Annotated in this window: 27 protein-coding genes; 5 read left to right on the top strand and 22 right to left on the bottom strand. The window is 40.7% G+C overall.

Annotated features, from left to right (window positions below):
* Positions 1-50 precede the first annotated feature (50 nt).
* From BO18_RS03975 to BO18_RS04015, 9 genes are all read right to left on the bottom strand, one after another.
* On the bottom strand, positions 51-629 hold the full coding sequence (locus BO18_RS03975) for a TetR/AcrR family transcriptional regulator (RefSeq protein ID WP_026511793.1): 579 nt from the start codon (positions 627-629) through the stop codon (positions 51-53).
* Between the two features lie 72 nt (positions 630-701).
* Complete coding sequence (locus BO18_RS03980) at positions 702-1,643, bottom strand: SIR2 family NAD-dependent protein deacylase (protein WP_334291220.1); 942 nt, start codon at positions 1,641-1,643, stop codon at positions 702-704.
* Between the two features lie 40 nt (positions 1,644-1,683).
* Positions 1,684-2,511 (bottom strand): protein-ADP-ribose hydrolase, encoded by an 828-nt coding sequence (locus tag BO18_RS03985; RefSeq protein ID WP_034443780.1) that lies wholly within the window; start codon positions 2,509-2,511, stop codon positions 1,684-1,686.
* 104 nt (positions 2,512-2,615) lie between these two features.
* Positions 2,616-3,218, bottom strand: a complete 603-nt coding sequence (locus BO18_RS03990; RefSeq protein WP_034443784.1) for a DUF1349 domain-containing protein — start codon at positions 3,216-3,218, stop codon at positions 2,616-2,618.
* Between the two features lie 120 nt (positions 3,219-3,338).
* Complete coding sequence (locus tag BO18_RS35485; RefSeq protein ID WP_051688491.1) at positions 3,339-3,944, bottom strand: cyclophilin-like fold protein; 606 nt, start codon at positions 3,942-3,944, stop codon at positions 3,339-3,341.
* Between the two features lie 12 nt (positions 3,945-3,956).
* Positions 3,957-4,499: a flavodoxin family protein gene (locus BO18_RS04000; RefSeq protein WP_034443787.1), complete on the bottom strand. Its 543-nt coding sequence runs from the start codon at positions 4,497-4,499 to the stop codon at positions 3,957-3,959.
* 13 nt (positions 4,500-4,512) lie between these two features.
* Positions 4,513-5,100 carry a sugar O-acetyltransferase gene (locus tag BO18_RS36430; protein WP_442856564.1) on the bottom strand — a complete coding sequence of 196 codons (588 nt, stop codon included), beginning with the start codon at positions 5,098-5,100 and terminating at the stop codon, positions 4,513-4,515.
* A gap of 2 nt (positions 5,101-5,102) precedes the next feature.
* Positions 5,103-6,104, bottom strand: a complete 1,002-nt coding sequence (locus tag BO18_RS04010) for an alpha/beta hydrolase (RefSeq protein ID WP_034443791.1) — start codon at positions 6,102-6,104, stop codon at positions 5,103-5,105.
* A gap of 23 nt (positions 6,105-6,127) precedes the next feature.
* The gene (locus BO18_RS04015) at positions 6,128-6,352 is read right to left on the bottom strand and encodes a hypothetical protein (RefSeq protein WP_034443794.1); all 225 of its coding nucleotides are present in this window, start codon (positions 6,350-6,352) and stop codon (positions 6,128-6,130) included.
* Between the two features lie 241 nt (positions 6,353-6,593).
* On the opposite strand from BO18_RS04015, the gene BO18_RS04020 reads away from it, so the two are divergent.
* A complete protein-coding gene (locus BO18_RS04020; RefSeq protein ID WP_034443795.1) occupies positions 6,594-7,481 on the top strand; it encodes a LysR family transcriptional regulator in 888 nt (295 codons plus the stop codon).
* A 120-nt stretch (positions 7,482-7,601) separates the two neighbouring features.
* Here BO18_RS04020 and BO18_RS04025 read toward each other — a convergent pair whose 3' ends face one another.
* The 5 genes from BO18_RS04025 to BO18_RS04045 all read right to left on the bottom strand — a co-directional run bounded on the left by BO18_RS04025 (position 7,602) and on the right by BO18_RS04045 (position 13,741).
* Complete coding sequence (locus BO18_RS04025; RefSeq protein ID WP_029324310.1) at positions 7,602-8,567, bottom strand: carbohydrate kinase family protein; 966 nt, start codon at positions 8,565-8,567, stop codon at positions 7,602-7,604.
* A gap of 3 nt (positions 8,568-8,570) precedes the next feature.
* Positions 8,571-10,052 carry a glycoside hydrolase family 32 protein gene (locus BO18_RS04030; RefSeq protein WP_034443799.1) on the bottom strand — a complete coding sequence of 494 codons (1,482 nt, stop codon included), beginning with the start codon at positions 10,050-10,052 and terminating at the stop codon, positions 8,571-8,573.
* Between the two features lie 120 nt (positions 10,053-10,172).
* Positions 10,173-11,825 carry an ABC transporter substrate-binding protein gene (locus BO18_RS04035; protein WP_034443802.1) on the bottom strand — a complete coding sequence of 551 codons (1,653 nt, stop codon included), beginning with the start codon at positions 11,823-11,825 and terminating at the stop codon, positions 10,173-10,175.
* A 69-nt stretch (positions 11,826-11,894) separates the two neighbouring features.
* On the bottom strand, positions 11,895-12,809 hold the full coding sequence (locus tag BO18_RS04040) for a carbohydrate ABC transporter permease (RefSeq protein WP_034443805.1): 915 nt from the start codon (positions 12,807-12,809) through the stop codon (positions 11,895-11,897).
* 11 nt (positions 12,810-12,820) lie between these two features.
* Positions 12,821-13,741, bottom strand: a complete 921-nt coding sequence (locus tag BO18_RS04045) for an ABC transporter permease (RefSeq protein ID WP_034443806.1) — start codon at positions 13,739-13,741, stop codon at positions 12,821-12,823.
* Between the two features lie 239 nt (positions 13,742-13,980).
* On the opposite strand from BO18_RS04045, the gene BO18_RS04050 reads away from it, so the two are divergent.
* Positions 13,981-15,033 carry a LacI family DNA-binding transcriptional regulator gene (locus BO18_RS04050; protein ID WP_034443808.1) on the top strand — a complete coding sequence of 351 codons (1,053 nt, stop codon included), beginning with the start codon at positions 13,981-13,983 and terminating at the stop codon, positions 15,031-15,033.
* 577 nt (positions 15,034-15,610) lie between these two features.
* Here the strand turns inward: BO18_RS04050 and BO18_RS34720 are convergent.
* Together BO18_RS34720 and BO18_RS04055 are read right to left on the bottom strand one after the other, a co-directional pair.
* Positions 15,611-15,778 (bottom strand): hypothetical protein, encoded by a 168-nt coding sequence (locus BO18_RS34720; protein WP_015550812.1) that lies wholly within the window; start codon positions 15,776-15,778, stop codon positions 15,611-15,613.
* A 65-nt stretch (positions 15,779-15,843) separates the two neighbouring features.
* On the bottom strand, positions 15,844-16,728 hold the full coding sequence (locus BO18_RS04055; RefSeq protein ID WP_026521214.1) for a LysR family transcriptional regulator: 885 nt from the start codon (positions 16,726-16,728) through the stop codon (positions 15,844-15,846).
* Positions 16,729-16,855: 127 nt separating this feature from the next.
* Here BO18_RS04055 and BO18_RS04060 point away from each other — a divergent pair, with 127 nt between their 5' ends.
* The gene (locus BO18_RS04060; RefSeq protein ID WP_026521215.1) at positions 16,856-17,893 is read left to right on the top strand and encodes a YeiH family protein; all 1,038 of its coding nucleotides are present in this window, start codon (positions 16,856-16,858) and stop codon (positions 17,891-17,893) included.
* A gap of 27 nt (positions 17,894-17,920) precedes the next feature.
* Here BO18_RS04060 and BO18_RS04065 read toward each other — a convergent pair whose 3' ends face one another.
* The 5 genes from BO18_RS04065 to BO18_RS04085 all read right to left on the bottom strand — a co-directional run bounded on the left by BO18_RS04065 (position 17,921) and on the right by BO18_RS04085 (position 21,501).
* Positions 17,921-18,223, bottom strand: coding sequence for an ArsR/SmtB family transcription factor (locus BO18_RS04065; RefSeq protein ID WP_026515576.1), 303 nt, complete (start codon positions 18,221-18,223; stop codon positions 17,921-17,923).
* Positions 18,224-18,532: 309 nt separating this feature from the next.
* Complete coding sequence (locus BO18_RS04070) at positions 18,533-19,612, bottom strand: plasmid recombination protein (RefSeq protein WP_026521216.1); 1,080 nt, start codon at positions 19,610-19,612, stop codon at positions 18,533-18,535.
* Between the two features lie 207 nt (positions 19,613-19,819).
* The gene (locus tag BO18_RS04075) at positions 19,820-20,053 is read right to left on the bottom strand and encodes a hypothetical protein (protein WP_026521217.1); all 234 of its coding nucleotides are present in this window, start codon (positions 20,051-20,053) and stop codon (positions 19,820-19,822) included.
* A gap of 107 nt (positions 20,054-20,160) precedes the next feature.
* Positions 20,161-21,135, bottom strand: a complete 975-nt coding sequence (locus BO18_RS04080) for an AAA family ATPase (protein ID WP_034443814.1) — start codon at positions 21,133-21,135, stop codon at positions 20,161-20,163.
* Between the two features lie 129 nt (positions 21,136-21,264).
* Positions 21,265-21,501 carry a hypothetical protein gene (locus tag BO18_RS04085; RefSeq protein WP_013280038.1) on the bottom strand — a complete coding sequence of 79 codons (237 nt, stop codon included), beginning with the start codon at positions 21,499-21,501 and terminating at the stop codon, positions 21,265-21,267.
* A 159-nt stretch (positions 21,502-21,660) separates the two neighbouring features.
* Here BO18_RS04085 and BO18_RS04090 point away from each other — a divergent pair, with 159 nt between their 5' ends.
* Both BO18_RS04090 and BO18_RS04095 read left to right on the top strand, forming a co-directional pair.
* Entirely contained in the window at positions 21,661-22,188 is a 528-nt protein-coding gene (locus BO18_RS04090; RefSeq protein ID WP_049973101.1) for a helix-turn-helix domain-containing protein, read from the top strand.
* Positions 22,189-22,242: 54 nt separating this feature from the next.
* Entirely contained in the window at positions 22,243-23,295 is a 1,053-nt protein-coding gene (locus BO18_RS04095) for a tyrosine-type recombinase/integrase (RefSeq protein WP_024865247.1), read from the top strand.
* 156 nt (positions 23,296-23,451) lie between these two features.
* On the opposite strand, the gene rpsI is transcribed toward BO18_RS04095, so the two are convergent.
* Positions 23,452-23,850: a 30S ribosomal protein S9 gene (gene rpsI / locus BO18_RS04100; RefSeq protein ID WP_034443819.1), complete on the bottom strand. Its 399-nt coding sequence runs from the start codon at positions 23,848-23,850 to the stop codon at positions 23,452-23,454.
* Between the last annotated feature and the right edge of the window lie 14 nt (positions 23,851-23,864).

Genomic DNA, 23,864 nt, shown 5'->3' on the forward strand with positions numbered 1-23,864 from the left:
GTTTTGTAAAAAGTGTTGATTTGTAAATTCGATATAGTGTTTTTACTGCGTTATGGCTTGATGATACACTTCTGTATGACGCTTATGATCTCATCTTTTGACTCGGTGCATCCACCTCGTACCCACTCAGTGACAACTCCGATAATGCCCTTAAGATAAAAGACCATGATAAGTGGCTGTTCTTTTTGGGGAACTCCAAACCTTGTAAGAATGGGGCCGAATATTGTTTTAAACCAGGTTTCATAGGTCTTTTCTGCGCCCATCATCTCGTTCTTTTCATACATCAGATAAAAGAGCTTGCGGTTCTCTTCCACAAAATCCAGATATGGCATCAGATACTTGGGTGTTACAAGGAACAACTCATCCTCATTTTTTTCGTCAATATCAAGTGCTCCAGGCCCCTCAGCACCAAAGCGTCCGAAGAAATCTTTATATACAGCTTCCACCGTTTCATGCAGAAGATCATTTACATTATCATAGTGAAGATAAAAGGTGGATCTGTTAACGCCAGCGGTTTCACATATCTCCTTAACAGAAATAAGCTCAAAATCTTTACTGTCAAGAAGTGTCAGTAACGCTGTATGCATTTTTTCCGCTGACTTAAAATACTTGCTCTCATTCTTGTTCATAGCAAAACACTCCTAACACCTGTAGGCTCATACTAAAATGATATCACAATCCTGGAAGTTAAAGGTCTGATCTTAACGCATCCCTGACTGCGTCTCAAATACTTCTCCTATATCACCATCAATGCATATACTTCTATCTGCAATTTCCTCCGGGCAATAGCTTTCGCCATAATTTAAGCAGGCATATACCGCTTTTTCATTTGCCAGCGTCATCTGCCAGAACGGATACTTTATTATTACGGGCGTATTAGCTCCAACTCCAAGTTCAAGATAAAGAACATGAAGATTCTCATGTCTGCGAATAAAATCAGAATATGCTGCAGATGCCCTATGCCATCCTTCATCTTCGACAAAAGAATCATCAGCTCTCAAATTCATAGTCATATCAGTGCCGTCATCAGGACACTTTGGAATCAGCTCAGAAGGAATTTCCATTAGTAGCTTACCATCAACCGGTACCTGGAATACTCCCTGATCATCTCTTACAAAACCTTGTGCTTCCATAGCTTTCATTACCCACTCTTCATTATCAAAGGTTTTCTGAATAGCAGGATTCACGCTCTGAAACAAACCATAATCACCCTGAGTATAGAACAGTCTTTTCTTGTCAAAACCTGCTCTTTGAAACTGGTGATCTACATTTGTTGTGATAACAAAATAATCCTTATCGAAAACCATCTTAAGAAGATCCCTATACACCGGCTTTGGAGCATCAATATATCTATTAAAATAAATATGTCTCGCCCACCAGGCCCAGCGTATTTCTTCGCTCGGAAACGGATAGAAACCACCTGAATACATATCTCTTATTCCAAATCTTTTGGCAAAGTCATAGAAGTATTTTTCAAAACGCTTGCCGCTATATGTTAAGCCAGCAGATGTTGATAGTCCCGCTCCTGCTCCAATGACAATTGCGTCTGCTTCCTTGATTTCATGCAAAAGCCTTTTTATTTGCTCTTCTTTGCTTCCCTTACCATAGGACATGCTTCTAGTAAAGTATCTCACAGCATTCATTCCTTTCTCTATAGTTTCCTGATAACCATTAGGCATATCATCATATAAGTTTTTCATAAATGGCCTTATCCTCATCTTTGAAAACATTGAATATCACTCTTTCTACCTTACCAGGATTTTCACGAAGCCATTCTGACACAGTCTTAACGGCAATCTCAGCTGCTTTTTTGTTAGGAAAATGAAATACTCCTGTTGAAATACAGCAAAAAGCAACGCTCTTCAAGCTATTTTCAGCACACATATCCAGAGTGTTTTTATAGCAATCCGCCAGATCTTTTTCCAATTCCGGAGTAAGCCCGTACTGCGACGCGAAGCTAGTCCCCTGGGAAACAATTGGTCCTACTATATGAATAACTTTCTTTGCCGGAAGATTATACGCATCAGTGAGCATTGGAACGGCAGTAGGCTGTTCATAGTCTCGTCCATATCTGATCCTAAGTTCATTCATCTGCTTGTTGCACTCGGCTCTCAACTGCACTCCAGCAAAAGTATGGATGCAGTTATCTATACAGGTGTGCATTGGAACAAAGCAGCCCAGCATCTGCGAATTTGCAGCATTCACAATAGCGTCCACCGAAAGTCTCGTAATATCACCCTGCCAGATGGATAGTCCGTCCCTGATAACCGGGATGTCAGACAAATTCACCACACCCTTTTCAGCCGCTCTTTCAGTCAGATATTCATCCTGTACTTTCATGACCTCAGAAGATAATTCTTTTGGCATTCGGATATTCATAAGTGACCTTAAGATTCGTCTTTTATCTTCCGTACTATTTGGAGTCTTTAAATCCTTATATTCAGCAGAATCTGCCTTGAATCCTTCTACGAGATAATCAAGGCGTTCTTCCTGTGTTGTATTCTTTGACATATTCCACATCTTTCTAAAAAAGACTCTGAAGTAAACACCTCAGAGTCTCATTGTTAAGCTTTACTTGTCACCTCAGCAGGAATATACACCATATTGTAATACTTCTAATCTGGTTGCTGACCATCATGCGCCTTCCATGCGCATTCAGTGATTTCCATATCTGTAAAAGCGGCCAAAAAAGATGACTCCTCGGCGCTGCATGCATAGATGCCGAAACGGATTTCCTTTGGAGCATTGAACATATGACATATCCTCATCTGTTTAAAATCTATTCCATCAAAAGAATTTTCTACACAGAAATCATCTTCCCTGCGACTTAGACGAAACCATACAGACTTTATTGCGGCGTCAACATCTGTAGATGCCCAATCAGAGTAGCCATTATTTGTGACAACACTTCCTAATCTCTGAATCTTTTCATTTTCATATTCCATAGCAGCCTTAAGCCAATTGTCACTATCCAAGTACATGATTACCCCACTCTGATCATAGCGTACCTTGGAATCAAACTCTGTCCGTACCACAAACGAGAAGAATTGGTCTATTGTTTCCATTTGCAAGACAGGGGCATTGTCATTTCTGAAGTGATAATAGGTCCTCTGCCATAGATCAGTATGAGGTTCGGTCATGATTTCAACCTTATCCTTTGTGACCCGACATGATTTCGGTTTTCTAATCCATTCCATTGAACTTGCGTCAATCTTCATCACTTTCTCCTTCTGTCCTTTCAAATACAAACTAGAATTTGTCATCGTCCATAAAACTGATATTATTTGGAAAAACTGCATTATGCGGACATTTTACGGAAATTTTCAAAAAAGCCCGTTTTATTCAGTGCTAATGGTTATAGTAACATCTCCATTGGAAAGAAGATCAGTCATATCTTCCTTATTCTTATCAGATATATGTCCAAGTCTTGTATATGACCAGCTATTAGAACCATAGAACACTACCATCTGATTTCCGGAGTATAGTACAACGTCACCTGAACTCGTTGTTGTCTGCTTATCATCTCTCGGCAGACTCTGTCCAATTGAGCCCACCTGTTCAAAACCGCCATACATTGACATCTGAATTGTAACATCACCGTCTTCAGCCATATTCCTCAGTGCCTCTACAGCCTGATTATTTTCCCAGTCTACATTTACTTCAATATCACCAATTTTCATTATCATAGTGGTTTCTCCAATGTCTGTTTCATCAAAAGAAGTATTATTCTCAGCAGCCTGATTATCAACTTCTTCTGTGCGGTATGTTTCTGAGTCTTCTGATAAAGTAGTTTCTTCTGTACTCTCTGCTTCAATGTCTTCAGATTCAGAAATGATTGCACTCGAATCATGATTTTCATCAACTGTTTCCGCATTACCTGAACAGGCACTAACACAAACCATCATGAGCACACCGAGTGCCATCTTAATCAATCTCTTTTTCATAGAAAATTCTCTTTATTTTAAAGCCTTTCCAAAATCATAAGCTTCACTTAATTCCTCGGCTTTACTTGAAGCTTCACCCATATCAGCTATTCCTCCACAGAATAAGGAACCGGAGAATTCTGCCTTTTCAAAACAGTCAACCCATCCCTGAAGTCCGCTTTCAGCTTTTTTAGGCACAAACTCTTCATCCTCAGCTGCGACTGAGAGCATATATACATTTCTAAATTTATAATCTGAAGGATATAGAGGATTAAGTCTGTCCAAAAGAGTCTTCATCTGTCCGCTCATCTCGTAGTAATAGATTGGTGTTGCAAAAACCAGGGTATCTGCATTCTTTACTTTTTCTGCAATTTCAACAGCATCATCCTTAATGACACATTTCTGAGTATTCTGGCAGGCCAGACATCCTATACAAAAGCCTATGCTCTTCCCTTTAAGACTTATATGTTCCACATCATGACCTGAAGCTTTTGCTCCCTCTATAAGCTTTTCCGTAAGTATGTCGGAATTACTCTTTGCACGAAGGCTTGTAGAAATTACTAACACTTTACTCATATCATCCCATCCTTTATTTCTTCTCTATCGGTTTAACATTCTCTATCTTCTTGATAAATTTTGCAGGAACGCCTCCTACAATAGTGTTTTCCTCAACATCCTTTGTCACAACAGCTCCGGCTGCAATTACAGCACCATCACCAATTGTCACACCTCTTGTAATTATAGCTCCTGCTCCAATCCAAACTCTGTTTCCTATATGTATAGAAGCACACAGAAGGTGCCTGTCATAAGGATTCAAATCATGATCCAGAGTAGCAAGGACGACCCTGTGCCCAATCAGGGTGTTATCACCAATGTATATGCCGCCCTGATCCTGGAAGTTACAGCCGGAATTGATGAATACATTTTTTCCAATGTGGATATTTCTTCCAAAATCGGTATAAAAAGGTGGAAACAGTCTGAAGCTCTCATCCACTTCCCCACCTGTCAGCTCTGACATAATCCGGACAATTTCTTCCGGTGTATGGTACCTGGTATTTAACTCCATGGTCTGCTTTATGGCCGCCTGGCTCTGCCTCATGGAACACTCATGCATCTCCTCTGTCATATCCTCTATTCTGTCCGAATTAAGATATTCTAATATTTCTTCAACCGTTATCATTACTTTAAATTCTCCTTAAAGAAGCTCTCCAGCTTGTCATAAGGAATAAAATCCTTATCTCCGCCATCATATAGATCGGTATGTACGGCATCGGGAATGATCATAAGCTCTTTATTTTCAGCATATTTGCTTTCCTTTGTCATTGCCTCAAAAGCGTCTTTCGAGAAGTAACAGGAATGAGCCTTCTCACCGTGAATCAGAAGAACGGCACTTCTGATCTCGTTTGAATATTTCAGGATGGGCTGGTTTATGAAAGACTCACATCCAATAACATTCCATCCACCGTTGGAATTAAGACTTCTCTTGTGATAACCTCTGTCAGTCTTGTAGTAGTCATAATAGTCTTTTACAAAGAAAGGTGCATCCGAAGGCACTGGATCTACTACTCCACCGCCAAGCTTATAATCACCCGTTTTCAGATCCTCCAGTCTCTGAGCACACATAGCTTTCTTCTTCTCATAACGTGCCTCTTCACTGTCCTCACTGTCAAAGTAACCTTTTGCGTTCACCCTGGTCATATCATACATGGTGGATGCCACGGTTGCCTTTATTCTCGTATCAAGTGCCGCCGTGTTGATCGCCATTCCGCCCCAGCCGCAGATACCTATGATTCCTATCCTGTCAGGATCAACTCTGTCATTCAGGGAAAGAAAGTCAACCGCCGCCATGAAATCTTCGGTATTGATATCCGGGGAAGCCATATATCTTACGTTCCCGCCACTTTCTCCAGTAAAAGAGGGATCAAATGCTATTGTCAAAAATCCTCTCTCTGCCATGGTCTGCGCATACAATCCACTGCACTGCTCCTTAACCGCACCAAATGGACCGCATACTGCGATTGCGGGAAGCCTGCCCTCTTTATCTTTTGGCACATACATATCTGCTGCAAGTGTGATGCCGTAGCGATTCACAAAAGTCACTTTACTGTGATCTGCCTTATCGCTCTTAGGGAATGTTTTGTCCCATTCAGTTACCAGCTTCAGTTCTTCCTTTTTGATCATGATTGCATCCTCCAATCTCTTAATTAATGTTTATCCGCTTCTTTTTGCGCCTGCCTGATCAGATAGTCTATCCGATCAACCTTCCTCTGGCTGTCGTGCATCTCCTCCACCAGATCACATCGACATTTTCGAAGATGCTTTACAAGTCCGTCCATATCTCCGGCTTCATAAAGTGCTTTTGCTCTCCTTGTTCCTTCCGAAGAGCATCCACTGTCTGTAAGATTTTCTATCAAAGCTTTTTCTTCCATCTGTCCTACCTCGTATCCTCATTATATTTACTTGACGGATTCTTCGCTAATGAATAAAATGAATATCATGATATTCCAAAATGGAATGTCATGTAGCAATGAGCAGTGCATATGAATTTATAATTAGTGCGTTGGGAGTTTGCTCGCATAAGCACTAAATTATAAATCCATATATTCGGCGAATGCCGAAGAACGAAAAAATGCGAAGCATTTTTGAGTGCACTGCGAACTGGAGGATTCTATGGAGATCAAAAGCCTGCGATACTTCCTTGCCGTCGCAAGGGAAGAGAATATGACAAAGGCTGCGGACATGCTTCATGTCACACAGCCTACGCTTTCAAAAACATTAAAATCACTTGAAGATGAATTGGGAAAGAAGTTGTTCACACGCCACAGCTTTAGCATATCCCTGACTGATGAGGGGATGCTTCTTCGCGACCGTGCGGAAGATCTCATCGCCATGGCCGACCGTATAGAACAGGAATTCATCACCCTTGACGATATCACCGGCGGGGATATCTATTTTGGACTGGCAGAAAGCTTTCAGATACGGCATCTTGCAAAAGAAATCCACAAGTTAAAGAACCGATATCCCGGTTTTACCTACCATATCACCAGTGGAGATACCGAGCAGGTGACGGAAAAACTTGATAAAGGCCTGCTTGATTTTGCGGTATTATGTGAAAAGCCAAACTCTGCAAAATACGATTACTTGAAATTTCCGGAAGCCGATGTCTGGGGAGCTGTCATGCCTGCTGATCACCCTCTCGCCAAGAAGAAGTCCGTTAGAGTAAAGGATCTTATCGGTAGGCCATTATTCTGCTCTGAACAAAGCTGGAACAACGAAATTCCTCAATGGGCAAAGGATAATTTTGACAAGCTTCATCTTGAGGGCTCTTTCCGTCTGTCCTATAACGGTTCCATGTTTGCAAAGGAAGGGCTTGGGATCCTGCTAACCTTTGAGCATCTGATCGACTGCTCCAAAGAGAGCGGGCTTGTTTTTCGTCCCCTTTCACCTAAACAGACATCCGAGTTGTATCTGATTTGGAATAAATATCCTTCTTTTACTCCCATAGCTGAAAAATTCCTTACACAGATCAAAACATCGTTCCACAAACACAGCACTTAGGACGAGTTGCTGTTTACCTGCTGCGTACGGTAGAAAGCTCAGGGCTACTGTATGCTGCTGGTGGCAACATAGAGATTAACTTAAAGTTAATCCCTTTTCGCATATTCTTTGTTCTTATCATTACTTGTTTGTTAGAAAAGCTGTTATTTCTTCTTGGGTTGGCATTACAGAAAGTGCACCTTTTCTGGTTGTTATAATAGATGCCGCAGCGTTTGCAAACGACAGGCATTCAAATAATCCGTCTTTTGTCAGATTATCAAGTCCGTTTCTGTGGATGTAATCTATGGCACAGGCACAGAAGGTATCGCCTGCTCCTGTAGTCTCTATAGTAGCAGGATTTCTGTACCCGTCTTTTTTGATCACCATATCTTTGTAAAGAGCTATACTTCCTTCAGGTCCAAGTGTGGCAAACACGATTGGAATACCAAAGTCTCTCTTTATTTTCCTTGCTCCTGCCTCTATATCCTTAAGGCCTGTAAAAAGCTCAATCTCATTATCTGAAATTTTCAGGATATCACAGTTTTCAAAGCCATATTTCATAGCATCTATTGCATCGTCTACGTTCTTCCATAAAGGTTCTCTGTAATTTGGATCAAAAGATATGACTGCTCCGCTCTCTTTAGCTATTGTAACAGCTCTGACAGTTGCCTCTTTTGCAGGTTCGTCTGTCATTGACAGTGTTCCAAGATGAAATACATCTGCATTCCTGATAAGATCAGCATTCTTCTCAACATCCTCTGCTGTCAGCATCATGTCTGCTCCGGGCTTTCTGTAAAAAGAAAAATCTCTGTCTCCATTTGGAAGCTTGTTTACAAATGCAAGGGTAGTATTTACCTCCTCGTCAAAGACAAGTCCGGTAGAGTCTATACCCTGCTTTTCAATTCTCTCTTTTAACATTCTCCCAAAAAAGTCGTTTCCAACCTTGCCGATAAAAGCTGTGCTGTTGCCTAAATTCTGAAGCATTGACAGCACATTACAGGGTGCTCCGCCTGGATTAGCCTCAAATAAAGGATTTCCCTGGTTGCTGTCTCCGCTTCCTGTAAAATCAATAAGCAACTCTCCCAGCGCAACTACATCTTTTTTCATAAGTTATTTCCTCTCAAGCTCATACATAGTAACATCCATAAGAAGTTCTCCAACTGCCTTAAAACTGATACCTTCAGCTCTGACATCTGTAAGGATTACCATAGACATTACCTGCTGTCCATTATTGATGAAGAGCTCCATGCTGTATCTGTCAAGAACAAGTCTAAATGAAATCTCACCCTTATTTCCTGTAACCTTACATCTTCTCTGATGAACAACGGCTCTTCTGCTTCCTGAATGCTTTCTGTCTATCTTAACAATATTGTCAACAGGATCATATTCAATCGTTGAATAAGCCTTGCCATTATCAGCAAAACGAATTTCAAATTTTTTATATGAAAGTTCTGCCTGTGTAGATCTGACTCTTACTGTCATATCTACGCATCTGCCCTCAATACTTGAAAGTGAAGCACTATCAGAAATAAGTACATTCTGTCTGCTGATTCTTTTGCCGTAATAATTCTCTATCTCTCTGGCAGGCCACTGAATAAGTCTGTTATCCTTAATAGTTACTTCCCTTGGAATACTCATCTGGCCAAACCATGGGAAGTCATCGCGCCTGATTCCGCATGTATCCCAGTTCTGCATCCAGCCGATCATGACTCTTCGTCCATCAGGAGTCTTGATTGTCTGTGGCGCATAAAAATCAATACCATAGTCAACAGCCTGACAATTCTCCTCACAGAAATCTCCGTTTTCATCAAGATTTCCTATCACACACAAGGTGCCGTTTCCGTTGTGGAACTCAAGCTCTTCAGGGAGCATATCCTGAGGGCTTGTGAGAAGGACCTGTTTGCCATCGTGGTTAAAGTAATCAGGGCACTCCCACATTACACCGAATCTGTGGTTGTTCTTGATAACAGTCTTATCATAGGACCAGTTAATACCGTCATCACTTACAAACTGTAATATCTGTCCATCGATATCCTCAGTTTTATTGCCAACTACTATGTAATATTTGCCATTTTCACGCCATACCTTAGGGTCTCTGAAGTCATATTTGCCGGCGCCCTCAGGTAGCATAGTGCTGTCAATTACAGGATTATTGGCATACTTCTCATAATCCCTGCCATCTCCAAAAGCTACACACTGGGTCTGAATCTCTCTGATGTTGCCATCTTCATCTTCCTTTTTTTGAACGCCTGTGTACACCAGGAGCTGTCTGCCATCTTCCATTTCAATGGCACTACCTGAAAAGCAACCGTTCTTGTCATATTCCATATCAGGAGCTATAGCAGCAGGATAATATTCCCATGTGATCAGATCCTTACTAACCGCATGTCCCCAGTGCATAGGTCCCCATACTGTCTCATATGGATAATACTGGTAAAAGAGATGGTATTCACCCTTATAAAGGCTAAAACCGTTAGGATCATTCATCCATCCACATCTTGGTGTCAGATGAAAAAGAGGCCTCATTTCAGGGGCGATCATCTTTTCCTTTTTCTCTTCATATTCACGTGCCTTGTTTAACTTATTACTCATTTCTATCCTCACTTACCGTAAATCATTACATTTTCTGCCAAAGCATCTGTAAGCTCAAATCTTTTCATTATTTAAAAAAGGGAGGAGAAAATCTCCTCCCTGCCTTTCCGGTCATATGAATTACTTATAGAACTCATCAAGATACTTCTGGTAGATAGAGAGATACTCATCAAGACCATATGCATTAACCTGCTTGAGATACTCATCCCACTCAGCATCTGTAAGACCGTTCATAACGAAGTTACTTCTGCTGGAGTTGATATAGCTGATAAGATCTGTCTGGATAGTTGTAAGAGCCTCTGTATCATCAGCTGTCATAAATACGTTAGGATATACATACTTGCAGTTCATATCGTTTGTATAGTACTCCTTGATCCAGTCAAGACGATACTGCGCATCATCAGGGCATGTAACATATACGCCGTAGTACTCATCAAGGATTGCAAGAGGACCACCAACACACTCAGCCTCACGAACTTCTACAGGAGAAGCATCGCCAAGAGGTGCATGCTTGAGCATCTTGTCGCCGTTTGCATTTGTTGAAAGCTCGAAGATATCAAACTCATCATCCTCGCCATATGTTCCCCAGTTGTTCTGTGGTGACTGGAATGGATCATACATCTTATCAAGCCAAGCGCATACGAATGCAGGGTTCTCACACTTAGAAGTTACAACGCATCTGCCACGGTCAAAACCTGATGTGAAAGAGCTATTCATAGGAGTTACATTCTTAACATCAGCCTTAAGAGCTGCAAGTGGAACGAAATCTTCAAGGTTATCAATGTTAGCAACGTCCCATGTAAAGCAAACACCATATCTGTGTGACTTACCCTTAGCTACATAAGTTGACCAGTCCTGTGTGAAGCACTCAGGATCGATAAGTCCCTCTTCATAGAGTTTATGAAGCCACTGCATACCTGACTTGAAACCTTCCTGTGTTGCTGTGCAGATAACCTTCTTGTCATCTGTAACTGCAATGTGCTGTCCGATATCATTGTCACCGTAACCTTCGCCAAAACCGTTAATAAGAAGGCTTGGATCCTGATCGTTCATGATGCATGACATAGGAATGATGTCACCCTCAATACCAAACTCAGCCTGAAGCTCTGAAGCATGCTCCTTGAATGCCTTAAGTACTTCTTCGAATTCATCAACTGTTGTAGGTGTCTGAAGTCCGAGGAAATCAAGCCATTTCTTGTTGATGTAAGTGAAGTTATTACCTACTGTCTGGATAGCTGTCTTGTTAGAACCAAGCTGCTCAATCCATGGAAGTGCCCAGATGTGTCCCTCGGAGTCCTCACACATTGTGCGGTACTCTGGATACTTATCAAATACTGCCTTAAGGTTAGGCATATTGTTGTCAATGTACTCTTCTACAGGAAGGATAACTCCCTGATCAGCATATCTGATAAGGTCTGAGTTACTAAAGCTTGCATTAAATACAAAATCTGTAAGTGTGTTCTTGTTAGCCATGTTGAGCTTGATCTTGTCGCCCCACTGATCATTTGAAATAGCTGTCCAGTCAACATGTACGTTTGTCTCTTCCTCAAGTCTCTTGAAGATTGTTCTGTTGTTAGGTTCTGACTCAGTTCCTGACGGATAGCTGATTGTACCTGTGATAGTAACCTTGTTTTCCAGCGGAAAGCTGATATCATCCGCTGAAACTGATGCTGCCCCACTGCCTGAAGCGCCTTTTCCGCAACCTGTCAGAACACTGGCTGACATTGCAAGAACAAGTGCTGCTGAAAATAACTTTGTTGTCTTCTTTTTCATTTTCCCTCTCCTTATAAAAATTCTTTATTATCTCCTGTTGCCAGGGGAAGTTCTGATTGTTTAAGCCTCTCAGCCTTTAACTGAACCAACCATGATTCCTGAATCAAAATACTTCTGGAAGAATGGATACATTACTATAAGCGGTAAGCTTGAAATAATGATGGTTGCATATTTAAGAAGTTCTGCAAGCTGTGCTCTCTGAGCTGTACTCTGCATATCTGCTATCATTCCCGGATCTGGTTCATTCTGGATAAGGATAGCCCTAAGCACCAGCTGAAGAGGCTGCTTATCTGCTGAATTCAGATAGATCATTGCATCAAAGTAGCTGTTCCACATTCCTACAAACTGCCACAATATCAGCACTGCTATAAGTGGTGTGCACACAGGAAGAAGTATTCTGAAGAAGAACACCAATTCATTAGCTCCGTCCACATCAGCAGCTTCTCTAAGTTCGCTTGGAACACCTTTGTAGTAAGTTCTTGCGATGATCATGTTCCATACGCTAAATGATCCCGGAAGAATTACAGCCCACATGGTATCAAGAAGTCCCATGTTACTGATAAGAAGGTATGTAGGAATCAGTCCGCCGCCAAAGAACATTGTGATAATAAAGATTGCGTTAAAAAACTTCTTGCCTTTAAAATCATCTCTTGACATTGGATACGCACACAAAAGTGTTATAAATACTGAAATAACCGCAAATAATACGGAATAAATAATAGCATTTCTAAAGCCAATCCATATCTGAGGATTGGTCATTACTCTCTCATAAGCTGTAAGAGTCCATTTGCTGAAATCAAATACAATTCCCTTATTCTGAAGTGTTATAGGATCCATGAAGGAGGCTACAATAATGTAAACTACAGGACCTATGATAGCCATTACAAAGGCCGCAAGCAGAATATAACCAATCAGAAGAAAGGTCTTATCTCCAATGGAAGCTCTGGCAAATTCACTTTTTTTAAGTTTGACTGTCTGTTGCATTTCGCTCCCCCTTATAGTCCCTGACCGTCGTTAAGCTTCTCAACAACCTTATTAACCACTATGAGAAGAATTACATTTACGATCGTATTAAATAATCCAACCGCTGTTGAATAACTGTAATCACCATTCAAAAGACCTTTTTTGTAAACATAAGTAGCTATGATCTCAGATGAAGCAAGGTTCATATCTGACTGAAGTGCATAGGCCTTTTCAAAGCCGATACTCATAATGTTTCCTGCCTGAAGGATGAACTGGATAACTACCATATCCTTGATAGCCGGCCACTCTACTGCCTTGATCTGTTGCCAGATATTGGCTCCATCAATCTGTGCTGCCTCTTTGAGTTCCTTGCTGGCATTTGAAAGAGCTGCTGTGTACATGATTGATGCCCAGCCGGCGCCCTGCCAGATACCACTTATGATGTAGATTGGTCTGAATGCTGCAGGGATTGTCAAAAAGTTGATGTTCGTTCCCAAAAGCATATTGAGTGGTCCTGTAACCGATAAAAGAATCCTGACCATACCACAGAGGACTATGACAGATATGAAGTTAGGCATATACAAAACAAGCTGTATCTTCTGTTTGATCTTGCTACTGGCAATCCTGTTAAGTAGAAGCGCCAGTATTATCGGCATTGGAAATCCCCATAACAGACCAAAAATACTAAGTTTAAGTGTATTTGCAAGATATTGCATAAAATCGGGTGATGATAAGAACTGTTCGAAATACTTAAGTCCTACCCATTCACTCCCCAATATTCCTTTAAATGGGTTGTATTTCTGGAAAGCAATCAGAATACCTCCCATTGGAATGTACCTGAACACTATTGTCAGTAACAGTGCTGGTCCCAGAAAGAACACATATAGTTGCCAATGCTGTTTAACATATACCAGGGTGTTATGCATCGAATTATCTTTTACCTTTGTGTTCATGTAGCCCCTCCCAAGTTTTACATTTGCATAATTCTCATTTGCATATGTAAAATATAGCACCCATATTTTCAGCTGTCAACATAATTATTTTACATTTGCACAATTAATATTTACATTTGACACTTTAATTTTTACATTTTATAATGATATAGGTGTCAAAAAGTCATAAATACCTACTATCTGGGGCACACCCATCTTTTGACACATTCATCTTTTATTTAGAAAGTGGAGACTACATTATGCCATCAAAAGTCACCTTACAGGATATAGCAGATGCTCTTGGAGTATCCAGAAATACCGTATCCAAGGCTATAAATAACACCGGAGTTTTAGCTGAAGCTACCAGACAGAAAGTTTTAGAGAAGGCTATCGAAATGGGATACAAGCAGTTTTCTTATGCCAATTCCATTTCAGACATTACAAATCCTTTCAGTTCCCAGCCCAAGGCTTCAGGAGAGATTGCTCTCTTTTCAGGCGGTTTCCTTAATAATTCTCACTTTGCTTCTACCATGCTGGATAAATTTCAATATGAAATTTCTCTGCTTGGCTATAGCCTGACAATGCACCGGGTTGATCATCAGAATATAGAGTCAAGAACTCTTCCTCTCTCATACAGACCGGATAACACCAAGGCTATTGTATGCATCGAAATGTTTGATCACTCCTATTGTGAAATGTTGTGCAGCCTAGGATTACCTGTTCTCATGATAGATGCTCCCGTTGCAAGCTACTGGAGACCACTAAACGCAGATGTTCTGCTCATGGATAATTTTTCCAATATATATACAGTCGTTAATGACATGAGCAAAAAGGGAATTGCCAAGATAGGATTTGTAGGCCAGGTCACACATTGCCGTTCTTTCTACGAGCGATTCATAGCCTTTAGGGAGGCAATGTATATCAATAATCTGAACATTGACGAAAAATATTGTCTTACAGAGGTTCATCCTCACGGATTAGAATATAGAGAATACTTATTCGAAGCTCTTACAAAGATTCAAGAAATGCCCGAACTCTTTATTTGTGCCAACGATTTTGTAGCTCTCGATCTGATATCCGGCCTCAAGAGAATGGGAATAGAATGTCCACGTGATATCAAGATATTCGGTTTTGATGATTCCCCCGAGTCCAAGATCATGTCTCCTTCTCTCTCAACCAGCCACATACACAGCCAGATAATCGGTTATTCAGCTGCCAACCTTGTAATCTCAAGGATTGAGCAGCCTGATCTCAATTACAGGATAACCTATACAGAGACTGATCTTATTTACAGAGAATCAACACAGATGTAATAAAATGTAAAATAGAATGTCGCTCGCGACATTCTCGCGCCGAGCACGGTTGACAAGGTCAACATAATTCCAATCGCTCTGCGTTTCACCGAGGCTGAATACAATTATAGATAAAAGAAAAACCCCAGAAGCGCTGAGTACAACGGGCACCTCGATTCCGCCATGCCGACAGACTCGGAACCGCTTCGCTTGTTCCTCGTTGTCGCGGCATTCGCCGTATGCTTGCAAAAAAAGACATCCCAGCTTGGATGCAAACATCCATCTGGAATGTCTTTTTTACAAGCGCATGGCTCATTGCTACGCGCATTATCTCTTTGAGAACTTTTTCAATGTCCTAAGTGCTGTGTTTGTGGCATTTCTAGGACGAGTTGCTGTTTACCTGCTGCGTACGGTAGAAAGCTCAGGGCTACTGTATGCGGCTGGTGGCAACTTTAATAACCACGATCAAAAATAATACTCTGATTTTACTTTCTGCTCATTAAATCTTTATCTGTTGTAAGATTATCTTCCGATATATCTTTCTTAGCGGAGCACACGGGACTTAAACCAAAGGTTCACAATGTACCCACAGCTCTAATTAATCCGTTATTTCTCCTCCAGCCTCTCTAAGATCAAACAATGAAACGATCTTAAACTCTTTCTTTTCAGTATCCACATCCCTAAACCAGATGCTTCCACTATTGATACATGCGCCCTGCCAGTTCGCCCATAGATCTGATATGTCCCATGATGCAAGTGCGGTCATCTCTTCCTCATTAAATGCTTTTTTAAGAATAGGTATGCTTATCGTTATTCATTTTACTAAAATGTTTATGCCACCGGTAGGATTTCCTCACATATTGCACGGATCTCTTCACTGAAAACAGTATCTTTGGGCCAGATGAAGGTAAAATCATGTTTTACCCTAAAGTCGTCAAGGGGAATTGTTTTCAGATATCCGGACTGCAGTCCTGATGCAACCGCTGCTTTATATAAAAAGGTGATGCCACAATCTTTTTCAATAAGGCTTATTATGGTATGCATGTTCTCCACCTGGGTAAAATTCCTAAAATCACTTGTGGAGTAATTGTTCAGGGCAAGAGCTCTTTCCAATATATTGCGCGTTCCTGAACCGGGTTCTCTTATAAGAATTCGCTCTGGAAAGAGATCTTTTATCACGCGTGGCTTCTGATTGAAAGAGTGCTTTGCCGAACAGACAGGAACGAACTCTTCTTTGCTAAAAAGCAGCGTTTCATAATCATTTTCAGGGAAATATCCTTCTACAAGTGCAAAATCTATAACACCGTCGGAGAGTTTTTTAAGAAGCTCCGATGTGTTGCCAAATGTAATCTTAAGATTAGTATCCGGGTGATTTTTTATGTAATCACTGATCGGATCAGCAATTATGTATTCTCCTATGGTCATGGTGACACCAAAAGAGATGTCTTTTAAGCCATGGTTATTCTTTGAAAGTATTTCTTTGAGACTTTCATCATCATTTTTTATCTGATTCATTTTTTTATACAGGAGTTTTCCGTTATCAGTTAGAAAAAGTTTTTTTCCATCCTGAGTAAACAGCTTTGTCCCGTATTCATTTTCAAGATGATGTATGTGCTGAGAAACAGCGGGCTGAGTAATATTCAGCTCCTTAGCCGCCTTGGTGAAATTGAGGTGCCTGCAAACACATAGAAAGGTATCTATCCTGAAATCCAGCATGATCAGTTCTCCATAACGATAAGAAATATTTATGGTTACATAATAATATATAATTTTATCTTTTTCAAGAGATAGAATAGAATAAGACCTGCAAAATAACAGATTAGAAAGTGAGAGAGGTCTTGAGATGGATTTTTTGAAAAAGAATTATATGGGAATATTTGTATGCTTTGTTATTGCGGTTCCTTCATGGCTCCTGGGAAAGCGATTCCCTGTCGTTGGCGGAGCGGTGATTGCGATCATTCTGGGTATGATAATAGCCCTGTTCTGGAATGATAAGGGAAAGGCATCGGATGGAATAAAGTTTACATCAAAGATGATCCTGCAGGCGGCTGTTGTCCTCCTTGGATTTGGTATGAATCTTTCGGTCGTTCTTCAGACCGGAAAACAGTCACTTCCTATAATTATCTGCACGATTTCAACATCGCTTATCCTATCATGGATTCTTCATAAGGTAATGAATATCAAAGGAAACACAGCTACTCTTATCGGAGTTGGCTCGTCAATATGCGGCGGCTCAGCGATAGCAGCTACGGCTCCTGTCATTGATGCAGATGATGATGAAGTGGCACAGGCAATTTCCGTGATATTTTTCTTTAACGTGTTGGCTGCACTTCTTTTTCCGTCCCTGGGAAAACTTATAGGTTTTGATATCTCAACTGGAGAAGCATTTGGTATATTTGCGGGAACTGCTGTTAATGATACATCTTCTGTCACCGCAGCTGCATCAACCTGGGATAGTATGTGGAACCTGGGGAGTCAGACTCTTGATAAGGCAGTTACGGTCAAGCTTACAAGAACACTGGCTATCATACCTATTACACTGGTACTTGCGTATCTGAGGGCAAGGGAAGCAAAAAAGGATGGAAGTTCGACAAATGGCTTTAGCTTTAGAAGAGCATTTCCGATGTTCATAGTCTTCTTTGTGATTGCTTCAATTATCACAACTATTTGCTTGAGAGCAGGTGTCCCTTCTTATGTTTTTAAGCCACTTAAGGAACTTAGCAAGTTCTTTATAATAATGGCCATGGCTGCTATTGGCTTGAACAGTAACATAATCAAACTAATTAAATCAGGTGGGAAGCCGATTTTGCTTGGCGGCTGTTGCTGGATCGGAATAACAGTTGTCTGCCTTTTGATGCAGCATGTAATGGGAATATGGTAAAGACCTGAGTCTGAATAAAGTTCCACATTACGGTTCTCCCTTACAGCACTTGCCGGTGGTTTCATTACAGAGAGTTTTTATAAAACCACAGAATTCCTTCATGATGTCCGTGTTTATTGAATAGTAGTGCCACTTACCTTCTTTCCTGTCTTTAACCAAGCCCGAATCCACAAGTATCTTCATGTGATGAGAGAGAGTCGGCTGTGTAATATCAAACTTTTCAAGAAGCTTACATCCGCATTTCTCCTGATCAGAAAGCATCTTAACTATTTCCATTCTGTTGGGATCTCCAAGAGCCTTACATATCAGCACTTCGTCTAATTTGGTCATAATCTCCTTATATAGATGTTTATCTATGTGTTGATAAAGCATATACATAGATATTCGTCAATGTATTATTTCAAAAAGGAGACAGAGCTTTTAAAACTCTGTCTCCTCCGTGGCAATTTATCTTCCAATATAACGCTCCACTTTCTAGGGACTTTGAGCGGAAAACTGAAAGTTAATCTATTCAGAAATACTTAAATTTTTTCTTTGTAGCAACTGTTTATAATTATACCTATATCTACCATCCTGTTCAATATTATGTGCATAAAACAAGGGCGTTTTCACGCCCCTGCCTATTGCACTATCAGTTATTCATCTCTCAGGTCTTAGATTATTCCTATTAAGATTTGGACTTTGCTGCTCCTTCCTCTGATCAACTATCGTCTGGCTTTCTCTTAGCTTTTGCAAAATGCTTGTTTTAGCCTTTTCAGCTACCTCAGGCTTCTTGGTCTTATCCCACCATTCCTTGAATGTTCTGAAGGCTTTTGAGACTAGTTTTCCCAGTGTGGTCTTAGGATTTTCGAGTGTTGCGTATCTCATGAATTCCTTTTTCATTTCTGTATTTACCACTGAGTCCACATATTGGTTAACTGTGCTTTCAATGTCCTCCTTCATTTCTTTAGCCGTTCCGTCCAGAGCTTCAATCTGTGTCTCCTTCTCCTGGCACTTATCTTCCAGCTTTTCATATTCTTGCTGCTTTAGCCTTAAGTAGAATTCTTTTGAGAAGTCGCTATTCCTTCCTTTTTCCTTTGGCTTTAAGGTTTCATCTCCAAAGATCTCCGGGTGGTCTATCATCTGATGCTCTACAAAATCGTGCATTAGATCTTGTATTTTTTCTAGTCTCTCCTGATCAAACACTTTTGTTTTTGCCACCTGTTTGCTTAGTCCTCGTTTGTATCCTGTTGCTACCGGAACTCCTACTACGTGCATATGAGGTGAATCCTCATCCAAGTGTGTTACCGCCGATGCGATCTTGAATTCCGGAACTATCTCTTTTACATATTCAAGCTGATCTCTCAAGAGTGGCTTCATTGCATTCCACTGCTCTCTCGTCTTATCTGCCCAGAATTCCTTATCCCCTACTTGGAGAATTACCTCCGTAGCCACATCATTCTTTTTACTTTCGGATACATACTCCAGATAGTCAGGAATCTGTCTGTCACTTCTTTTACCTTTGTTGTATTCCGCAAGTGCCTCAGAGAATTCCCTTTCATAAATCTCTTTTACATCATCGAGAACATTTACTTCACTCCCGACTTCCACTTCGATCATTTCTTCATTATACTCTTCGCTTTGAAATAATCGAAGATTGTGTTTGCTCACCGAAACCACATCTCGCGTTTTAGTGAGCGAATGCTTCTTACATGAAATGTGAAATGTCACTGTTATCATAAACAAACTCCTTTCGTAATATTTTTTTGCCGCCGGCAGGCCCCTCGGAGAGCCCCCGGATAATGATGTGTAATGTCATTATCCATAGGGGGTTACCCATAACGACACGTTATGGGGAAGCTCGCTCCGCTCGCCTGCCAAGCCATTCATTCCTTGGCTGATTATTACCGGAGCGTGTCACGCTCCCGTTCAATCCATCAAGGGAAATCACCATCTAAAATCCCTGTGCATTCCCACCATATCGAGGTAGTCCTGACGAGCTTTTTTCTTCTCCTCTTCTGTGGGTGCTGTCTTGAACTTTGAATAGATTTCATGCCTCACTAGTTTTTCCATCTTGTCTTCAAGTTCTTTTTTGATCAGATCAGTATCTTCATCAAACTCAAAGACCAGTAATCGTACCAGCCTTATAAATAATTCCTGTGATATCTGTACGTTTTTCATTCGTCCCTTTCTTCTAGTCCGCAACAATGCAGTGTCTTTATCTTTTTACAACCTTGCAATCTTAAGAGTGTAACTTCAGATACCTTACATTGTTGCGGTCTTGATTATCATTCGTTCTCTTTCAATATCCAGTACCAGGTATTGTTGATTCTCCTGGCTTTTATCCCAAGTTCATTTTTGGCTATCTCCAGAGTTCTTTTTGATATATCCTCTTCTTTAGCCAGTTCTACTGCCTCGTTACTTGGGATCATATTATGGTCTTCAGCCAATTCTCTCAGAAGAGCTATCGCCTTTTCCTGCTTATTCGCTTTCGGTGCAATTCCTCCGAGAACTTCGTCTGCGGTTATTTCATAATCTCCAATCCACTCGAATCCCTTTTCTGATAATCTGAAGGCCTTTGAATGTCCAAATGCTGCTAAGTTGTTCTTTATTTGGACTATTGCCCTTAGTTCCGGTTCTCCTTCTATCCTTCCTACCAGCAGGACACTTCTTGCTACTGCGTAGAAGTCAATTGATCCCATCCCTCTATAGGCTGCCTTGTTTCCGGAAGCCTTGTTCATGTGTCCGATTAGGATGATTGCACATTTGTACTTCTCCGCCAGAGCTCCCAGCTTCTTAGTCATATCTCTTGCTTCGTTAGCTCTATTCATATCCATTCCGCCTCCGAGATATGCCTGTAGTGGATCCAGAATCAAGAGTTTTGCTCCAGTCCTTATGATTGCCTGTTCAACTCTCTCATCTACCATTGATAGCGATTTATCACTCTCATCTATCACATGGATTTTGGAGCAGTCAGCCACGGCACCTTCAAGTCTTGGCTTTACTGTATCAGCCAGTCCGTCTTCTGCTGTCTGATATATGATGTTTATTGGTTCCTCACTCTGCAGACCTGTATCTAACGAAATTCCTTTTGATAACTTCGCTGCTGCATTTAGTACAAAAGTTGTTTTTCCATCTCCGGGATCTCCCTGAATGATGGTAAGCTTTCCATATGGTATAAACGGATACCATAGCCAGGAAACTTCTTCAGCTTCTACATCTGACATCTGGATAAGCTTTAATTCTGGTTTGCTTGTTTCCATTTTGATTCCTCCAATCTTACTTTTTTGTTGAACTTGGCCGGAACCCTTGCTATACTTTATTTAATCGAATTTACAAAAGCTCCGGCTTTTCATTCACTCTCTTGTTACCAGCAAGAGAGTTTTTTCATTTTAGACTGCTTCTGGACTAAAGTATCCAATCTCTTCCCATACCTTTCTGTCTGGACAATAGTAGTTGTATTCACTGGAATTCTCTTTCTTCATGGCATATCCAAATTTGAATATCCCCTGCTGGATTCCAATTCTTACGAACTGTGCATCCTTGTGCATTGCCTCGGCAACCTCAGTTATAGGAACATTTCTACCGGTAAATCTTGGTAGTTCTACATATAACTTTTTGTCTTCCATACTTTTCACCTCCCTTCTTTCAAGATACGAATTATCAGTTCGTATTTTGATAATACGTCTTAGTAATTCATTTGTCAACACAAAATATGTATTTGTAATTCGTATTACGTTCTTGCAATTCGTATTACTACATGTTACAATTCACACAAGGAGGTCAGTATGATGAATAATAGATCTGATATTGGAAATAGAATTAAGCAGGCCCGCAAAGCTCAGCACCTCAGTCAGACTGAACTGGCTAACAGGCTAGGCAAAACTATGCGTACCGTACAGAAATATGAAAGCGGTGAAATAGAACCTTCAATAGGTATACTGAATGAGATCGCAAATATTCTTAATATCTCCCCAGCAGAACTAATTGGATATCAGAAGAAGAACATCACTTTAGATACTCTCTCAGATGTCCTCTATGTTCTAAACGAATTAAATAAAAAAGCAGGTCTTCACTTCAATATAGACGTAAATCGCCCACCAAAAACTGAAGAGTGGAGCTGTAGCCTTAAATTCATGGGAAACGATGAGATAGCAGAAAACAACGCAGATCTCTGCCTTTTTCTGGAAAGATACGCAGATGAACGAGAAAGCCTTGAACAAGGCCTATCAAATGAAGATAGATTTAATCACTGGTTTGAAACAGAACTTGCATACTACGCAAATGTAGCATTGCCCGATAAGAAAGGTGATTAAGGGACTATCCCCTTTTTCATAAATTACCTGAGCATCAAAGGAGGTCGATAATACTTGAAATTACCAAACGGATATGGAAGTGTTATGAAAATGTCCGGGAAACGCAGAAAGCCCTATATGGTAAGAGTAACCACCGGATGGACCATTGATCCGGAAAAAGGTACCAAAAAGCAGACGTACAATGTCATAGGATATGCTGAAACCAAGCAGGAAGGATTGCAAATGCTATCAGATTATCATCAGAATCCATTTGATACAAAAGCAGCCAAAATGACATTCACAGACGTATATAATGCCTGGTCTGAAGCAAAGTATCCTACCATCTCTAAATCCAATGTGCATGGGTATACAGCCTCATATAACGTATGTGGCACCCTTTACAACAAAACTTTTAGAGATATAAGGCTGGCAGAGCTTCAGAATGTCATTGATACCTGCGGAAAAAATTATCCTACACTTCGTAAGATCAAAGTCCTTTTCAATCAGCTTTACGATTACGCTCTTAAGAACGATATCTGTAACAAGGACTATTCCGAATTTGTAGATATCCTCAAGTATAAGGATAAAAATCCAAACAAGGTTGAGAGAGATATCTTTTCAAAAGCTGAGATTGACAGGTTATGGGAACTCAAGGATGATCCGTTCTACCAGACAGTACTGATGCTGATTTACAACGGCTGTAGAATATCTGAACTACTGGATTTGGAAAAGAAAAATGTTCATCTTGAAGAACAGTATTTCGATGTGATACTAAGTAAGACTGAAAATGGTATCAGAAAGGTTCCTATAGCAGATAAGGTTCTACCATTCTACAAAGCCTGGTATGAATCCTCTGACTGTGAATACCTTCTTCACACAGATGACAACAAAAAATTCACCTACAGGAACTATAAAGACAGCTACTGGACACCACTAATAGAAAACCTTGGTATGGAGCACAATCCTCATGATACTAGGCACACCTGCATATCAATGCTGGCGGAAGCTCATGTGGATCCTACAATGATCAAGAAAATCGTAGGACACTCCGGAGCAATGTCTCTGACAGAGAAAGTGTACACACACCTTGATATCCAGTCTCTGGTAGAAGCAATAAATAAAATCTAAGACTTGATAATTTTGCTGTCTACCTGCTGTTTACTCGCTGTTTACGGTACAAAATTTTCTGCGTTTCACCACAACTGAATACAATTATAGATAAAAGAAAAACCCCAGAAACACTGAGTTTCTGAGGTTTGTAAATTCTTTTTGAATCTCGAAAGATTATCTCTTTGAGAACTGAGGAGCTCTACGAGCCTTCTTGAGACCGTATTTCTTTCTCTCCTTCATACGAGGATCTCTTGTAAGGTATCCAGCCTTCTTAAGTACAGGTCTGTACTCATCTGAGTCTGCCTGAAGAAGTGCTCTTGAAATGCCGTGTCTGATTGCACCAGCCTGACCTGTTGTGCCGCCACCTCTTACAGTTACAACTACGTCGAACTTGTCTGATGTCTCTGTAGCAACGAGAGGCTGACGAACGATAACCTTAAGAGTCTCAAGACCAAAATACTCATCGATAGGTCTCTTGTTGATTGTGATATTTCCATTTCCGGAAACAAGGTATACTCTAGCGATTGACTTTTTTCTTCTACCTGTTCCGTAGTAATTAGCTGACTTTGCCATTGTATGTTCTCCTT

It is taken from the genome of Butyrivibrio sp. AE2032 (genome assembly GCF_000702965.1).

What these genes read in the sequence shown, in the direction of transcription:
- BO18_RS03975 (WP_026511793.1), bottom strand. Translation starts at nt 629, where the DNA reads ATGAACAAGAATGAGAGCAAGTATTTTAAGTCAGCGGAAAAAATGCAT.
- BO18_RS03980 (WP_334291220.1), bottom strand. Translation starts at nt 1,643, where the DNA reads ATGAATGCTGTGAGATACTTTACTAGAAGCATGTCCTATGGTAAGGGA.
- BO18_RS03985 (WP_034443780.1), bottom strand. Translation starts at nt 2,511, where the DNA reads ATGTCAAAGAATACAACACAGGAAGAACGCCTTGATTATCTCGTAGAA.
- BO18_RS03990 (WP_034443784.1), bottom strand. Translation starts at nt 3,218, where the DNA reads ATGAAGATTGACGCAAGTTCAATGGAATGGATTAGAAAACCGAAATCA.
- BO18_RS35485 (WP_051688491.1), bottom strand. Translation starts at nt 3,944, where the DNA reads ATGAAAAAGAGATTGATTAAGATGGCACTCGGTGTGCTCATGATGGTT.
- BO18_RS04000 (WP_034443787.1), bottom strand. Translation starts at nt 4,499, where the DNA reads ATGAGTAAAGTGTTAGTAATTTCTACAAGCCTTCGTGCAAAGAGTAAT.
- BO18_RS04010 (WP_034443791.1), bottom strand. Translation starts at nt 6,104, where the DNA reads ATGATCAAAAAGGAAGAACTGAAGCTGGTAACTGAATGGGACAAAACA.
- BO18_RS04015 (WP_034443794.1), bottom strand. Translation starts at nt 6,352, where the DNA reads ATGGAAGAAAAAGCTTTGATAGAAAATCTTACAGACAGTGGATGCTCT.
- BO18_RS04020 (WP_034443795.1), top strand. Translation starts at nt 6,594, where the DNA reads ATGGAGATCAAAAGCCTGCGATACTTCCTTGCCGTCGCAAGGGAAGAG.
- BO18_RS04025 (WP_029324310.1), bottom strand. Translation starts at nt 8,567, where the DNA reads ATGAAAAAAGATGTAGTTGCGCTGGGAGAGTTGCTTATTGATTTTACA.
- BO18_RS04030 (WP_034443799.1), bottom strand. Translation starts at nt 10,052, where the DNA reads ATGAGTAATAAGTTAAACAAGGCACGTGAATATGAAGAGAAAAAGGAA.
- BO18_RS04035 (WP_034443802.1), bottom strand. Translation starts at nt 11,825, where the DNA reads ATGAAAAAGAAGACAACAAAGTTATTTTCAGCAGCACTTGTTCTTGCA.
- BO18_RS04040 (WP_034443805.1), bottom strand. Translation starts at nt 12,809, where the DNA reads ATGCAACAGACAGTCAAACTTAAAAAAAGTGAATTTGCCAGAGCTTCC.
- BO18_RS04045 (WP_034443806.1), bottom strand. Translation starts at nt 13,741, where the DNA reads ATGAACACAAAGGTAAAAGATAATTCGATGCATAACACCCTGGTATAT.
- BO18_RS04050 (WP_034443808.1), top strand. Translation starts at nt 13,981, where the DNA reads ATGCCATCAAAAGTCACCTTACAGGATATAGCAGATGCTCTTGGAGTA.
- BO18_RS34720 (WP_015550812.1), bottom strand. Translation starts at nt 15,778, where the DNA reads ATGACCGCACTTGCATCATGGGACATATCAGATCTATGGGCGAACTGG.
- BO18_RS04055 (WP_026521214.1), bottom strand. Translation starts at nt 16,728, where the DNA reads ATGCTGGATTTCAGGATAGATACCTTTCTATGTGTTTGCAGGCACCTC.
- BO18_RS04060 (WP_026521215.1), top strand. Translation starts at nt 16,856, where the DNA reads ATGGATTTTTTGAAAAAGAATTATATGGGAATATTTGTATGCTTTGTT.
- BO18_RS04065 (WP_026515576.1), bottom strand. Translation starts at nt 18,223, where the DNA reads ATGACCAAATTAGACGAAGTGCTGATATGTAAGGCTCTTGGAGATCCC.
- BO18_RS04070 (WP_026521216.1), bottom strand. Translation starts at nt 19,612, where the DNA reads ATGATAACAGTGACATTTCACATTTCATGTAAGAAGCATTCGCTCACT.
- BO18_RS04075 (WP_026521217.1), bottom strand. Translation starts at nt 20,053, where the DNA reads ATGAAAAACGTACAGATATCACAGGAATTATTTATAAGGCTGGTACGA.
- BO18_RS04080 (WP_034443814.1), bottom strand. Translation starts at nt 21,135, where the DNA reads ATGGAAACAAGCAAACCAGAATTAAAGCTTATCCAGATGTCAGATGTA.
- BO18_RS04085 (WP_013280038.1), bottom strand. Translation starts at nt 21,501, where the DNA reads ATGGAAGACAAAAAGTTATATGTAGAACTACCAAGATTTACCGGTAGA.
- BO18_RS04090 (WP_049973101.1), top strand. Translation starts at nt 21,661, where the DNA reads ATGATGAATAATAGATCTGATATTGGAAATAGAATTAAGCAGGCCCGC.
- rpsI (WP_034443819.1), bottom strand. Translation starts at nt 23,850, where the DNA reads ATGGCAAAGTCAGCTAATTACTACGGAACAGGTAGAAGAAAAAAGTCA.